The organism is Paraburkholderia sp. 32 (assembly GCF_050435345.1).
Lineage (GTDB): Bacteria > Pseudomonadota > Gammaproteobacteria > Burkholderiales > Burkholderiaceae > Paraburkholderia > Paraburkholderia tuberum.
In genome coordinates this window covers 944,352-958,626 of the sequence record NZ_JBNDKD010000001.1, presented here as the reverse complement: position 1 = coordinate 958,626, position 14,275 = coordinate 944,352, and the positions used below count along the sequence as shown (strand labels likewise).

Sequence of the window (14,275 nt, the reverse complement as noted above, 5' to 3'; positions counted from 1 at the left end):
GGCGATCATTCAGTAAAATACCAATCTATTGCTCGCCTATTCACTTTTGATATAGCACGGACCCACCATGGCGCTCACGCACCGGCACATCGAAATCTTCCGCGCGCTGATGACGGCCGGCAGCGTGACCAAGGCAGCCGAGATGCTGTTCACGTCGCAGCCCACCGTAAGCCGCGAACTTGCGCGCATGGAACAGAGCATCGGCTTCGCGTTGTTCGAGCGAGTGCAGGGCCGGCTGCGTCCCACGCAATCCGCGCTGACGCTGTTCGACGAGATCAAGCGCGCGTATGTCGGGCTCGAACGCGTCGCGTCGACGGCGGCCGCGCTGCGCGAATTCAAGGGTGGCCAGCTGTCCGTGATCGCGCTGCCGGTGTTTTCGCATTCGATCCTGCCGGGCGCCGTCAAACGCTTTCACGATGTGCAGCGGGGCGTCAGCGTATCGATCGCGACGCGGGAGTCGCCGTTTCTCGAAGAATGGCTGAGCGCGCAGCGCTACGACCTCGGCCTCACCGAGCACGACGCGCCGCCGCCCGGCACGCGGCTCACGCCGCTCATCGCCGTCGATGAAGTGTGTGTGCTGCCCGACGCTCACCCGCTGCTCGCGAAACGCGTGATCGCATTGAAAGATTTCGCCGATCAGGCGTTCATCAGCCTGTCCGCGAACGATCCATACCGGCTGCAAATCGACGAAGCGTTCGCGCGAGCCGACATCGCGCGCCGCCTGCTGATCGAAACGCCGACCGCGGTGTCCGTGTGCAGCTTCGTGCGGCAAGGGCTCGGCATTGCGATCGTCAATCCGCTGACCGCGCTCGATTTCGCGGGCCACAATCTGCATATCCGGCCGCTCGCGTCGTCGCTGCCGTTTCGCGTCAGCGTGATCCGTCCCGAGCACCGGCCCGCGCATCCGCTCGCGGACGCGTTCGTCGGCGCGCTGCAAAGCGAAGCCGCCGCGCTGCGGCTACAATTGAAGCGCCACACCAGCCCCAAGCGGTCATCGCATTCATAGCAGTCACGGCGGCGTCCCCCGCTTCATCGCCGGGCGAATCCGCGCAGCGCCACGCGCGTTCGCGCGGGGCCACCGCCCGAACCGTCCGCCGCGCGAACCGGGCACGCTTCGAGCTGACATCACCCGCATACCGATTACCGACGCGCCGCGCGTCTGCGCCGCATCGGGGCGCCGTTGTTAGCGCCGTTTTCCAGTCTTCACGTCATAGACCCTCAACAGGAGTGTTCCAAATGATGAATCGAGACAATCCCGTCTGGCTGATCACAGGCTGTTCCACCGGCTTCGGCCGCGAACTCGCGAAGCTCGTGCTCGAACGCGGCTGGCGCGCGGTCGTCACCGCGCGCGATGCATCGAAAGTGAAGGACATCGCAGAGGGGCACGGCGAGCGCGCGCTGGTGCTGCCGCTCGACGTGACCAATCGCGCGCAGATAGAAACCGTGGTCGCGCAGGCGAAGCGCCATTTCGGCCGCGTCGACGCGCTCGTCAACAACGCGGGCTACGGTTATCTGGCCGCGATCGAGGAAGGCGAGGACAGCGAAGTCCGCGCGATGTTCGAGACCAACGTGTTCGGCCTCGTCGACATCACGAAGGCCGTGCTGCCGATCATGCGTGAGCAGCGCAGCGGTTTGATCGTCAACGTGTCGTCGATTGGCGGGATTGCGAGTTTCGCGGCGACCGGCTACTACCATGCGACGAAGTACGCAGTGGAAGGGCTGTCGGAATCGCTCGCGCTGGAAGTGAAACCACTCGGCATCGGCGTGCTGATCGTCGAGCCTGGGCCGTTTCGCACCAACTGGGCGGGTCCGTCGATCAAGCAGTCGGCAACGTTGATCGACGACTATGCGTCGACCGCCGGCGAGCGCCGCAAGCAGACCGAAGCGCGCAGCGGCAACCAGGCCGGCGACCCGGTGCGAGCCGCGCAGGCGATCATCGATGCGGCGTTGTCGGACGCGCCGCCGCTGCGTCTGCTGCTCGGCAAGACCGCGCTCGAGCTCGCGTACAGGAAGCTCGACTTTCTGCGCGGCGATTTCGACACCTGGCGAGCGACGAGCGAAGGGGCAGATTATCCAGAAGGGACGGTGTAGAGCGGGTTTATCAGCCGAGCCTCGGCCCGCCGCTTAAAACTCCACCAGCGCAAAATCTTCCTTGCCCACATCGCACAGCGGGCAGCGCCAGTCGGCCGGCACATCGGCCCAGCGCGTGCCCGGCGCGATGCCCTCTTCCGGCACGCCGGCGGCTTCGTCGTAGACCCAGCCGCAGATCACGCAGACCCATTGCTTGAAGTCGTCGGCTGTGGCGACGTTCGCGGCCGACCGCGCATCGGGCGTACCGGTCGCAGCGGCATCCGCCGCGCACGTGCGCGCCGTCGCATCGAGGCTCACGACGAGCGGCGCGACCGTGCCGCTACCGGTTCCCGCGAGCCGCGCCTTCAGGCTGTCGAGCAGGCGCTGCGCTTCGTCGCGGGTCAGATCGATCCAGTACGGATCGCCGGCGCCGTCGTTGAGCCGCTCGGGGGAAAACTGGATTTCTACGGCTACGCCCTTCTTGTACATGGCAATCAAAAATCTCGAGAAAGCCGGCGACGCGCGCCGGCACAAGGCTGCCCGCGCGACGCGGGCGCTGCTTCAGTGCGCGTGGACCAGCAGATTCAGCGCGATCGAGGCGATCAGGCCAGCGGCGCCGATCAGGCCAAGCAACTGCAGCAGAGTGAGGGATTTACGCGAGTTGGCGGGGGTTTGTTGCGTGGTCACGAGCGAGTCTTGAAGTTCGGAAAAAGCGCAATGGTACACGGGTGCGGACGCGACGAATGTCGATTGGCGCAAACTCGCGCGCAATCAGAGTACCGGGCGATATTATCGCCGCTCGCGCGCCGCGCATTGTCTACCGTGGGGAGATGGATTAATTCCAGGCGAGGGGGAAAGCCGTGGCGGGACGGGGTGCGCGGCGCCGGTGAACACACCCGCGCCGCGCCGCGCTCAGGTCTTGGCGAGCGGATCGCCGTGACGCGAATCCCAGAAACGGATCACCGCCGTATCGCCGGTGCCCGCGCCGACCACCTGGTCCGGCGCGCCGCACTCGCGCAGCAGCGCGCGCAAGTCGTTGATGACCGGGAACACCTCGTGATTCCAGTCCGCTCCCTGCGAATCGTGGGCGCGCTGCTCCGCCTCGACGATCTCGCGATCCTCCTTGAAAATGCGCTCGGTGAACCACACCAGCAGCGGCCATGCGAGATTCATCACACCCGGAATGCCGGGCTTGCGGATCGACAGCAGCCCGAACGTTCGGTTGGTGCGCTGCTCGCGGTCGAGCGGCACATAGACGATCCACAGGTCCATCACCAGCGTCTGCTCGTCGTTGCGGATTTGCAGCGTCTGGAACGGGTATTCGGTGCGGATCGTCATGACGTCTTTGTCGCCGGAGCCACCGGTCTTGCGCCTCTCGCCGAACACCATCGCCTCGCCTAGCGGCTGCTGCCCCTCCATGCGCGCAAACGTGTAGTCGACCTCGACCCAGCCCTCACCGCGCCGCCGCCCGAGCGAACGCGCGCGCATGCGCCCCATCTGGCGGCGATGCAGGAACTGATGATTCATGTCCATCAGGTTCTCGTGCATGAACGAATAATGACACTTGACCGGACGGCCGAAACGACGCGTCTTGTACTTCGGGTCGGACACCGAGCGAAAGCCCGGCAACGGCCGCTCCTCCGCGAGCGCGGCGTCGCCGGGAAACACGAAGATCAGCCCCTCCACTTCCTGACACGGATACGAGCGCACACCGTTCGGTAGACGCTCGCGGCCGAGGTACGGCACGTCGATGCACTTGCCCGAGCAGTCGTAGGTCCAGCCGTGATAGCCGCAGCGAATCGATTCGCCGTCGACCACGCCCTGATGCAGCGGCACCTGCCGATGCGCGCAGCGATCTTCCAGCGCGAACACTTTGCCGCTCCCGGTGCGCGCGAGCACGATCGGATCGCCGGCGAAGGTCACGCCGAGCGTCTTGCCGCGCTTCACTTCATGCGACCACGCGAGTGGGTACCAGTAATCCGGATGAATGGCGACGCGGCGCAGATCGCGCACCGGCGCCTCGTGAGTGGCTTGAGCAGGCGCGGCAGCGAGCGTTGCGCCTGCGGATTCCTGGTCCTGTTCGAGCGGGGGAACTGCATGCATAGGTCAAGCCTCCGTGCACCAGCGGATGGAAGGTTGCCGCGCTGCATCGCAGTGCGGCATCTTCATCAGTCTACTTGATGCAGCCGCCGCATGGCACTTTCGCCGGCATGCGCGATGCATCGCAGCACACATTGCGCGGCAGCGCGCATCAGGGTGAACGAGCTACCTTTACCACACCCGCCCTACGGAAACATTGACCTGCTCGTCGAGCTGCTCAATCCTCGTCGACCGCAACGAGCCCGGAGCGCCGTTGCACGCCCCACGCGCGGCCGCCGCGCAGAAAATGCAGCCAGCCGAGCGCGGCGCCCAGGTGACGCGCGAGCTGGAACGAGAACGGCTCCGCAACGGCCGCGAGCATCGCCATGCCGAGACTGTTGCCACTGCGCTCGCCGGTCCAGCGCCGGTAGAGATGGATGCTCCACAGGTAAAACGCCAGATCGATCGCCGTTTTCAGGCCGATCACGCTGAAGATCGACACGACGATCGCCCCGTGTCCGCCGAACAGAAAACCGAGTAGCAATGCGAATGCCGTGAGGCCGTAGATCGGCTGCATCGTGTCGACCGCCTTGACTGGCAGCATCAGCATGCCGAGCGTGCCGTAGCGCCGATTGCCGGTCATGTCGCGGTTCCAGTACTGGGTCTGCAGGAAACCCGCGAACCAGCGGCGGCGCTGGCGCAGAAAGCTTGCGAGGGTGTCGGGCGCATCGGTGCGCGCATGCGCTTCGCCGACCACGCGCACGTCCCAGCCGAGCTCGTGATCCACCGAATAGCGGCGCAGCCGGTGAATCAGTTCGTAATCCTCGACCAGACACTGCGGATCGAAGCCGCCGACCGCGACGAGCGCATCGCGCCGGAACGACGCGAATGCGCCCGAGATCAGCAGCAGGCTGTCCGCGCGCATCCACGCGAAACGCGCGATGAAGTTGCGCATGTACTCGTAGGTCTGGAACCACTGGAACACGCGGCCCGACAGCGACTTGCCGCAGACCGGCACGAGAATGCCCGCTGCCGCGACGAGCGACGGCTCGCTCGCGAACGCGGCGCGCATCGCGTAGGTGGCGTCGTCGTCGAGCAGCGTGTCGGCGTCGACGGTCATCACGGTGTCGGTCGTCATCACGGTGATCGCGGCGTTCAGCGCGCGGGCCTTGCCGCCGTGCGGCACGCGCAGCCAGAACAGGTTCGGATGCAGCGAGCTCGGCGCGCTCAGCACGCCATCGGCGGCGGGCGTGAGGCCGAAGCGTTGCGTGAGCAGCTCGGCGGTGGCGTCGGTGGAGCCGTCGTCGGCGATCACGATCTGCGCGGGGCCGTGCGTTTGCCGCAGCAGCGCGGCGAGCGTGACCGGCAACACGGCCGCCTCGTTACGCGACGCGACGATGACACCCATGCCCGGCAACTCGCGCCGTTCGTGGTCGGCTTCGAGCGGCGCCGCGCGGCGCCTGAGCGGCAACGACTTCCACGTGACGAACGCGAGCAGCAACGTGTCGTATGCGACATACGCAATACCGGTCGACCACGCGAGCGCGCCACGCAGAAAGAATGCTCGCGCGAACAGCAGTGCCCACAGCACGACGACGCTGGAATGGATCAGCGTGCTCGATAGCGTCGCGCGACGCGGCAGAATGCGCGGCGACGCGACAGCGAATGCCTGTTCGAGAGTCTTCTTCAAGGCGAGTGTTTCAGGTTCAGTTGGGTTACGGTTAGTAGGCGAAGCTGTGTTCGCGCGCCATCAAAAACACGCGGCGACTTCACCGCGTCATGCGCTTCAATACCGATTTGCGATCGAGCCACTCATGCTTGAGCGCGCCGCCGATGTGCATCGCCAGCAACGCATAGAGCGCATAACCGAGCCACGCATGCAGCGCGCCGAAGCGATCGTGCAACGTCTCTTTCAGTGTCGGGTCGAGATGCATCACATAGCCGATGCGCGGCCATTGGAACAGGCCGAACCAATGCATCGGATGCGTGGCCGCGTCTTTCCACGCGGAATCGTGCAGCCAGCCGGACAGCGGCAACGCAATCATCAGCAAATACAGCGCGAAGTGCGCGAGGTGCGCGGCAATCTTTTCCCACGACGGAAACTCGCGCGGCAACGGCGGCGGCTTGTGCGACACGCGCCACAGGATGCGCAGCAGCGCGAGCCCGAGCACCGTGATGCCGATCGATTTGTGCGTGTCGATCACCGGACGCACCCAGTCGTCGGGCAGCGAATCGGCGGACAGAGCGAGCACGACATTGACGCACATCAGCAACGCGATCAGCCAGTGCAGCGTCATCGCGGTGCGCGTATAGCGCGGCGGGCGAGAGGCATCGGTCGAATCGGTCAGGGAATTCGCTTGGGTGTTCATGGGGGTTCCGTTCGCGAGGGCGATGAATGCCGTGAAAGCTGTTTGAAAATCGACGCTACCGGTATCAGGCAAACGCCCAAGTGTGCCGTTTTATTCCGCAAAGCGCTTAACCTGCGTGTTTCAGTTTGTTTCGGGCTTTGGATGCACGACGCGCGCGCAAATCGCACTCGCGTGGCTGCTTTTTAACTGGTGTTTTGGCCCATGTTCTGGCTGGCGTCCCGCAGATCAACGCGGGACGCCCGGCAGCATCGAGTTCACCTTACGCTTGCGCGCGTTCGAGCCGTCGCTCGAACGCGGTGCCGAACGTGACGAGGCCAGGCGCGATGTAGCGATCAAGCGTGTCCGATTTCTATCCGATCAATTCACCAGCGCCCTTTTGAGCGCCTTCTGGTCACGTTCGAGCTGCATTCTCATGTGCCGCATGAACTGCCTCGCGGTTTCCGTGAGTGGGGTACCAGGGCGAAACACCAGCACTCCTGTGAACATTACCTCGATGTCGATCGGCTTCACGACGAGTCCCCGCTCTGCGAAGTCCAACGTCACGAGCGGATGAGCGATTCCTATACCGACTCCTGCGAGCGCCAGTTCGCAGATCGTGTGCGAATACGGCGTCTCGACGACCGGTTTGAGACGGATTTCGCGTGCCGTGAGTTGCGTTTCCAGGCGTAGCCTGGTGCTGTCTTCGGGATTCAGCGCGATGAAAGGAAATTCAGGCAGGTCCGCAACAGCGATGACAGGACGCGTGGCCAAAGGATGATGTGAGTTCATCACTGCGACAGCCCGCATACGCGCGAACACCGAGTGTTCGAGGCCGGCCATCGACATCTCGTCGGACATCAGGCCGAAATCCACCTGTCCAGCCGAGACCTTCTCATGCACTTCGCGCGAACTCATCACCTGTAGCGAAATTTGCACGTTTCTGGACGGGGCATCGAACGCCGCAATGACACGTGGCAGAAAGCCGGTGCCCAGTGCCGGCAGAGAGGCGATCGCCATGCGGCCCAATCCGTAGGACCGCAAACTACGGATTCGATGCTCGATGACCTCGAATCCGCGAAAGTACTGGTCAACCTCACGCATCAGGGCGACGGCTTCCTGGGTGGGAACGAGCCGGCTGCGTATCCGCTCGAACAGGCTGAAGTCCGCCATGGTTTCCAGACGCCTGATGGCCTGACTGACAGCCGGTTGCGAAATGCCGAGCAGGGCCGCCGCCTTGCTCGTGCTTCCTGCGTTCATGACCGCCCTGAACACTTCGATATCCCTGATCCGCATAACCTACACTTATTGAGCTAATTATTTCCGATGTTGATGCAATCCCGGGTAAAAGTAAACTTCGATCATCAATCCACCTTGAGGCATCGCCGGGAGCAAGATGACAAGCAATCCCCAGAAAGCGCCGCAGCCGTTCCGCAGCCTGTCCCCGTCCGTCATGCGGGCATCGACAGTTGTATTCGATTCTCTGGCCGAGTTTTCGCGCCGCAAGGAGCGGCAACCGGACGGTTACAGCTATGGCATCACCGGAACGCCAACGGCTCGTGAACTGGAGCACCGCATCGCCGAGCTCGAAGGTGGCGCGCATTGCGTGGTGACGCCTTCCGGTCAATCGGCGCTGATGACGACCGCGATGGGCTTCGTGCGCGGCGGCGATCACCTGCTGGTGTCCGCTGCCTGCTACGGCGCGTTCAAGACATTCGCGCATAAGTGGCTGGCGCACTTCAACGTCGAGGTCGAACTGTATCCGCCGGCAATCGGGGCTGCGATTCAAAAGTACATCAAGCCCAACACCCGCATGATCTGCATGGAGTCGCCGGGGACGGTGACGATGGAGATGCCCGACATTCCGGCGATCGTCGAAGTCGCGAAACGTCACGGCGTATTGACGATGATGGACAACACCTGGGCAAGCCCGCTCGCTTTCAAACCGCTCGAACATGGTGTGGATTTCAGCGTCGAAGCCGCGACGAAATTTTTTGGTGGTCATTCGGATCTACTGGCGGGCTGCATCAGCATGAACGACGCGGATTACTACGCGACCTTGCGCGAGACGCAGAGCGTTCTCGGCCAGCAGACCAGCCCTGATGACTGCTTCCTCGTCATGCGCGGCCTGCAAACCCTGAAGGTCCGCTTCGCTGCCCAGAGCGCCTCAACGCTGCAGATTGCGAGGGAACTCGAACGTCACCCGGAAGTGAGCAAGGTGCTGTTCCCGGCACTGCCGTCCGATGCCGGTCATGCCATCTGGAAGCGGGATTTTGCGAGCAGCGGGTGTCTCTTCTCCCTGATCCTCCAGCCCGCGGCGGAGGACGCGTTCAACGCATTCTTCGATACGCTCCAGTATTTCCCCATCGGGGCGAGCTGGGGAGGCGTGCATAGCCTCGCTGCCTACTACCCGGCCCCGTTGCAGGCCGAGCGTGCGTTCCCGCTTACCGACCAGCCTATCGTGCGCCTTTCGATCGGGTTGGAGGACCCGGCGATGCTGCTTGCGGATCTGAATGCCGGTCTTGACGCATTCGGACGCGCCCGGGCAACCGCTGCGTAGATTTTTTAATTCAACTTACCTGGATGAGTGAGTACGAGATGAAATCAATCAAGAGATGGAGACGCTTTGTCACGGTAGCGAGTTTCATGACGCTTTCCGCGGCATTCAGTTCACCCGCTACTGTGCAGGCAGCGGATCTTCTCGCGCAGGTGAAGGCGAATGGCACATTGCGCGTGGCCAACACCCAGAGTAGTCCCCCATGGAGCATGCTTGACGAAAACAATCAACCTGTCGGCTACGACGTTGCAATTGCAAAGGAAGTCGGCAAGCGCATTGGCGTGCCGAACGTAGTATTCGTCGCCGATTCGTTCAAGAACTTCGTGGAAGGGTTGAAGACGGGCAAGTACGACCTCGTGATGAACGATCTCACACCTACACCTGAACGGCAACAACAGGTTGATTTCGGCGATCCATACGGCGTGGAGGATTTCCGCATTTTCGTACCCGCCGGCAACACGGACATTAAGGGCAAGGAAACCCTTAAAGGCAAGCGAGTGGGAGTGGTCACTGGCTCGAGCAATGAAACATGGGCACGAGCACACCTGCATGACTCCGACATCCGTTCGTACGATAACGGGGGACTCGTCTTCAGCGATCTGGGCAATGGACGTATCGACGCAGTCATCATCTCGCACTTCGGCGGCATGAAGTACGCCAACGTCAACCATTTACCGGTCAAGGAAGTGGGCGAACCCTTGATCTACCAGCTATCAGCGCCGGCTTTGCAGAAAGGCCAACCGGCCCTGCTCGCAGCGGTCGATAAGGCGATTGCAGACATGATGGCTGACGGGACGATCGAGGCCATTGCCAGGAAGTGGGTCGGGCAAGATTACGATATGGCCGGCACGATCACCAAAGCGAAGGCACACAAGGAGTAGTCATGATCGAGCTTTTCATGCGCTCGCTTCCGCTGTTAAAGAGTGCGGTGCTGATGACACTCTTTCTCGGTTTGTTGTCGTTTGTGCTCGGTTCGACGCTAGGGTTGCTGGTCGCCTTGGCTCGTATCTCCAGCATAGGTGCGCTACGCGCCTTCGCATTCGCATATGTATCCATCTTCCGTGGCACGCCGCTGCTCGTGCAGATACTGCTGATCTATTTCGGTTTGCCCCGGTACGGTCTGACACTTGACCCGGTTCCCGCCGCGCTCCTCGCGCTCACGCTGTTTTCGGCCGCGTATCTGAGCGAGAACTTCCGTTCCGGCATCAACGCGGTGGACAAGGGCCAGTGGGAAGCTGCGATGTCGCTGGGCATGGGTTACTGGAAAGCCATGTCGCGGGTTATTCTTCCCCAAGGACTACGCATCGCCATTCCGCCTGTCGGCAGCCGCATGATTGCACTCATCAAAGATACATCCCTCGCTTCGACAATTACGGTGGTAGAACTGACCCGCGTCGCCGACCAGGTCGGCGCCTCCACCTTCCGCTACATGGAAATGTTCCTGATGGTCGGCCTGATCTACTGGGGCATCAACCAGATTCTCACGATAGTCCAGACCGTCCTCGAGAATCGCATTTCGAGGCGTTTTGTATGAATACTGATATCAGGACGATTGAAGTCCGTGGACTTTCGAAGGCATTTGGCGACAACCAGGTCTTGCGCGGCGTCGATTTCAGCGTATCGAAAGGCGAGGTTGTCGTTGTAATGGGTCCCTCCGGGTCGGGCAAGACCACGCTGCTGCGCTCGCTGAACTTCCTCGAGGTACCGGATGCCGGCAGCGTGACAGTATGCGGCATTGATGTCGAATGCAACGGTTTGTCAAAACCGTCACGCCAGAATCAGAAGAAGATCCGCGCGATCCGCCAGCGCACCGCGATGGTGTTCCAGTCGTTTAACCTCTTTCCGCACAGGACAGCACTGGAAAATGTGATGGAAGGTCCGGTCAGCGTCAAGGGTGTCCCTCGTGCGCAAGCGTCGGAGCGCGCAATTCACCTGCTGACACAGGTTGGCCTGGCCGCAAAAGCCAACGAATATCCGGCACGGCTGTCCGGCGGTCAGAAGCAGCGCGTAGCGATCGCGCGGGCGCTCGCGATGGATCCAGAGGTCATCTTCTTCGACGAGCCCACGTCTGCTCTCGATCCAGCGCTGCGGGAGGATGTCCTGACCGTCATGCGCGACGTTGCCAAAGCGGGCATGACGATGCTGATCGTCACGCACGAAGTGCGGTTTGCGCGAGATGTAGCGGATCGGGTTGTTTTTATGGACGGCGGCGTGGTTGCCGAAGACACGACACCGCAAGCCTTCTTTGGTGAAGGCAGCAGTCCACGGGTAAGGCAGTTTCTGCATCTGATCGAGACCTGAGTATTGAGCACGCCGCGACACCGCCTTGAATCACGCGTAGGGCTTCCGTTGCAAAAGCGTTGGCGGAAGAGTTCGTGCTTTATCGCGAGGAGCAGGAGAGGCGGAAAGCGTCGGCGACGTAACACAGCCCGCTAGCTCAACCGCAAACTCCGCAATACGTCGAGCACATACTGAGTCGGACGCTCCACGGTACCCGCGCGAAAGGCCAGGCCCAGCTGTCGCCATAACGCAGGGCGCAGCGCACGTGTGACGATGCGCGCGTCGGCCGACGAGCGGCTCGGTTCCTGCGGCAGCAGCGCGGCGCCGTATCCCGCTGCCACGAGACTCTTGATCGCATCCGAGTAGTTGAGCTGGATGCGCGGCGTGGGGTGCTGCCCCGCCGCGCTGAACCATTCCGTCGTCAAACGCGAAAGCCGCGTGGTCGCGTCGTTCAGAATCAGCGGCTTCGCGGCGATCCATTGCGGCGTGATGCGAGCTGGACACGTCCACCCCGCCGGCATGAACGCGACCACCGGATCGCGGCGCCATGTTTCGATCGATAGCCCTCGTAGCGGCGCTTGCGGCAGCGCCACGATGCCCACGTCGAGCGACTCCTGGGCGAGTCGCGTCAGCGTTTCCTGCGAAGTCAGCACGGCGATTTGCACATCGATGCCAGGATGCCCGGCGGCCAGTCCCTCCAACGCCTGTGGCAGCAGATTCGCGATGGCCGCGGTGGAAGCGCCGAGCCGAACCCGTCCGCCGAGCCCTTCCACCTGTCGCCGCACGTCCTCCAGTGCCTGCTCGGCATTGGCCAGCATCTGACGCGCATAGGCCACCAGCGTCTCGCCGATCGCCGAGGCCCGCACCTGACCGCGTTTGCGCGACAACAGCGGCGCGCCGACGCGGCTCTCGAGATCCGCGATATGCAGACTGACCGTGGGCGGTGCGAGATGCAGAACGCGAGCGGCCTCGGCGAAAGAGCCGAGGTCGGCGACGACGACAAGGGTGCGCAGGCGGTCGAGACTGATTTCTCTCATCGGAATGGGAATCGGAATGGCATTGGTCAGAAAAGCTGAATCACGCGGTCAGTAAACTCAACTTTTCCAATCTTACGTGCAGATGGAAGATGGTGTCGCTGGTTTTTTCAACGCTCACCATCGGGACCATTGGCATGAACTCACCTTCAACCAGAAGTTGCGAGCCGCAGGAGGCTTCGCATCGGCTAGACGCAATATCGGACGACGCCAGGTCGTTACTGCTCGGGCTCGTCTTTACAGGCGTCGTGCTGGCTTTCGCCGTGATGGCGATGATCTGGACGGCGTCTCGCCCCCCGCTCAAAGGCAAGGACTGCTCCGGCCACATCGCAAATGACGAGCATGCGAGCTTCGTCGCGTTCTTCCAGGACCCGGCAGACCAGGGCGCGTTGCTGCGGTCGATCGAGGACTGCGCGAAATGAGCCTCGTTGCGGCGGGATAGCACGCTCGTCGGCCGCGCCAACCCACACCCCCGCCAGGGACTATCCCACTTCCTGCCATACCACGGGCACAATACCCGGCGATAATGCCGGGGGCATTCGCGCCTTTTCCGTTCGATATCCGAACGCATCGATGCCCGCGCCGCCAGTGTTCCCTTTCGATGCACCCATGAGCCACGCCACCGCCGACCACCCCGCTTCCGCCGACTCCGCCCCGAACTCGCCGCGCTTCCTGCTATTCCTGATCTGCCTGTTCGCGTCCGCCGGACAGCTCGCCATCGACATCTACGTGCCCGCGCTGCCCGCGATGGCGCGCTACTTCGGCACCTCGCCGCAAGCGATCCAGATCAGCGTCACCGGCTACATGGTCGCCTACGCGTTCGGTCAGCTGATCTTCGGTCCGATCGCCGACGCGTATGGCCGCAAGCGCGTGCTCGCGTTCGGTCTGACGGTCTACACGGTCGGCTGCCTGCTGTCGCTCGCGGCGCCCAATCTCGAGACGTTCATCCTCGCCCGCGCACTGCAGGGCTTCGGCATCGCGAGCACGAACCTGCTGGCGAAGGCGATCATCACCGATTCGTTCGCGGGTCAGGCCTTGCTGCATGCGTTCACGTACATGTCGATCGCGTGGGGGCTCGCGCCGATCGTCGCGCCGGTGATCGGCGCGCATCTGCAGACCGCGTTCGGCTGGCGCGCGTGCCTCGTGTTTCTGCTGATCTATTCGCTGGTGATGTGGGCGCTGCTGTGGCGTTATCGCGAGACCTTGCCGCAGCCCGTCCATCTCGAACCGCGCACACTGACCGCGAACGCGCGCAAAGTGCTCGCGAGCCCCGTGTTCCAGAGCTGCTTCCTCGCGCAGGGCCTGTGCTACAGCATCCTGCTGGTGTTCAACATCGTCGGGCCGTTCATGGTGCAGACCACGCTGCACAAGCCGCCGACCTTCTTCGGCTACCTCGCGCTCGGCATCGGCATGATGTACTTTCTTGGCGGTTTGTCGAACCGCCTGCACGGTCCGGGCCTGCCGAGCGCCGAGCAGCGGCTGCGCATCGGCGCACGGCTGATGGCGGCCGCGTCGCTTGCGATGCTGCTGCTCGCGCTGACGGTCGGTCTGCGCGTGTGGACGCTCGCGACGCCTGTGCTCGTGATGGGCTTCTGCGCCGGCGCGATGTATCCGACGCTGATGGCGAAGGGCAACTCGCTGTTCCCGCACATCGCGGGTCTGACGAGCGCGATTCTCGGCTGCGCGCTGCTGCTGGTGTCGTCGGCGATGATGGGGTTGGCCGGCTTCGTGTCGGTGCAGGTGCTCACACCGCTCGCGCTGTTCTTCGTGGTCCTCGCGTTCGTCGTCGTCGTGATGGTGACGAAGCTGCTGCGCCATCTCGAGCAGGTACAGCCTGCGGCCACGGCGAGCGCGAGCGGCAAGGCAGCGTGAGCCGGCACATGAGTTCGACCGAACGCCAGACCTTCATC

At 63.0% G+C, this 14,275-nt stretch carries 15 protein-coding genes; 8 read left to right on the top strand and 7 right to left on the bottom strand.

What is annotated here, in order from left to right:
- The first annotated feature begins 67 nt into the window (after positions 1–67).
- Both OKW26_RS04545 and OKW26_RS04540 read left to right on the top strand, forming a co-directional pair.
- A complete protein-coding gene (locus OKW26_RS04545; protein ID WP_429352809.1) occupies positions 68–1,006 on the top strand; it encodes a LysR family transcriptional regulator in 939 nt (312 codons plus the stop codon).
- A 230-nt stretch (positions 1,007–1,236) separates the two neighbouring features.
- Complete coding sequence (locus tag OKW26_RS04540; RefSeq protein ID WP_429352808.1) at positions 1,237–2,091, top strand: oxidoreductase; 855 nt, start codon at positions 1,237–1,239, stop codon at positions 2,089–2,091.
- A gap of 33 nt (positions 2,092–2,124) precedes the next feature.
- Here OKW26_RS04540 and OKW26_RS04535 read toward each other — a convergent pair whose 3' ends face one another.
- The 6 genes from OKW26_RS04535 to OKW26_RS04510 form a co-directional block, all read right to left on the bottom strand.
- A complete protein-coding gene (locus OKW26_RS04535) occupies positions 2,125–2,559 on the bottom strand; it encodes a rubredoxin (RefSeq protein WP_184057832.1) in 435 nt (144 codons plus the stop codon).
- Positions 2,560–2,631: 72 nt separating this feature from the next.
- A complete protein-coding gene (locus OKW26_RS04530) occupies positions 2,632–2,757 on the bottom strand; it encodes a hypothetical protein (RefSeq protein ID WP_260335064.1) in 126 nt (41 codons plus the stop codon).
- Positions 2,758–2,982: 225 nt separating this feature from the next.
- The gene (locus OKW26_RS04525) at positions 2,983–4,173 is read right to left on the bottom strand and encodes an aromatic ring-hydroxylating oxygenase subunit alpha (RefSeq protein ID WP_184057830.1); all 1,191 of its coding nucleotides are present in this window, start codon (positions 4,171–4,173) and stop codon (positions 2,983–2,985) included.
- Between the two features lie 214 nt (positions 4,174–4,387).
- On the bottom strand, positions 4,388–5,839 hold the full coding sequence (locus tag OKW26_RS04520) for a glycosyltransferase family 2 protein (RefSeq protein WP_429352807.1): 1,452 nt from the start codon (positions 5,837–5,839) through the stop codon (positions 4,388–4,390).
- 79 nt (positions 5,840–5,918) lie between these two features.
- Positions 5,919–6,518, bottom strand: coding sequence for a cytochrome b (locus OKW26_RS04515; protein WP_429352806.1), 600 nt, complete (start codon positions 6,516–6,518; stop codon positions 5,919–5,921).
- A gap of 357 nt (positions 6,519–6,875) precedes the next feature.
- Entirely contained in the window at positions 6,876–7,790 is a 915-nt protein-coding gene (locus tag OKW26_RS04510) for a LysR substrate-binding domain-containing protein (RefSeq protein WP_429352805.1), read from the bottom strand.
- A gap of 100 nt (positions 7,791–7,890) precedes the next feature.
- Here OKW26_RS04510 and metC point away from each other — a divergent pair, with 100 nt between their 5' ends.
- Genes metC through OKW26_RS04490 form a run of 4 tightly spaced genes read left to right on the top strand, consistent with a single transcriptional unit; the run spans position 7,891 to position 11,352 of the window.
- Positions 7,891–9,054: a cystathionine beta-lyase gene (metC, locus tag OKW26_RS04505; protein ID WP_429352804.1), complete on the top strand. Its 1,164-nt coding sequence runs from the start codon at positions 7,891–7,893 to the stop codon at positions 9,052–9,054.
- Positions 9,055–9,092: 38 nt separating this feature from the next.
- Positions 9,093–9,932, top strand: coding sequence for an ABC transporter substrate-binding protein (locus OKW26_RS04500; protein WP_429352803.1), 840 nt, complete (start codon positions 9,093–9,095; stop codon positions 9,930–9,932).
- A gap of 2 nt (positions 9,933–9,934) precedes the next feature.
- Positions 9,935–10,585 carry an amino acid ABC transporter permease gene (locus OKW26_RS04495; RefSeq protein WP_090808002.1) on the top strand — a complete coding sequence of 217 codons (651 nt, stop codon included), beginning with the start codon at positions 9,935–9,937 and terminating at the stop codon, positions 10,583–10,585.
- On the top strand, positions 10,582–11,352 hold the full coding sequence (locus OKW26_RS04490) for an amino acid ABC transporter ATP-binding protein (RefSeq protein WP_184030627.1): 771 nt from the start codon (positions 10,582–10,584) through the stop codon (positions 11,350–11,352). The genes OKW26_RS04495 and OKW26_RS04490 overlap by 4 nt, the downstream gene beginning before the upstream one ends.
- 131 nt (positions 11,353–11,483) lie before the next feature.
- On the opposite strand, the gene OKW26_RS04485 is transcribed toward OKW26_RS04490, so the two are convergent.
- Positions 11,484–12,368 carry a LysR family transcriptional regulator gene (locus OKW26_RS04485; RefSeq protein WP_429352802.1) on the bottom strand — a complete coding sequence of 295 codons (885 nt, stop codon included), beginning with the start codon at positions 12,366–12,368 and terminating at the stop codon, positions 11,484–11,486.
- Between the two features lie 89 nt (positions 12,369–12,457).
- Between OKW26_RS04485 and OKW26_RS04480 the strand changes: the two genes are divergently transcribed.
- On the top strand, positions 12,458–12,787 hold the full coding sequence (locus tag OKW26_RS04480) for a hypothetical protein (RefSeq protein WP_429352801.1): 330 nt from the start codon (positions 12,458–12,460) through the stop codon (positions 12,785–12,787).
- Positions 12,788–12,974: 187 nt separating this feature from the next.
- Positions 12,975–14,237: a multidrug effflux MFS transporter gene (locus tag OKW26_RS04475; RefSeq protein WP_429352800.1), complete on the top strand. Its 1,263-nt coding sequence runs from the start codon at positions 12,975–12,977 to the stop codon at positions 14,235–14,237.
- Positions 14,238–14,275: the final 38 nt, after the last annotated feature.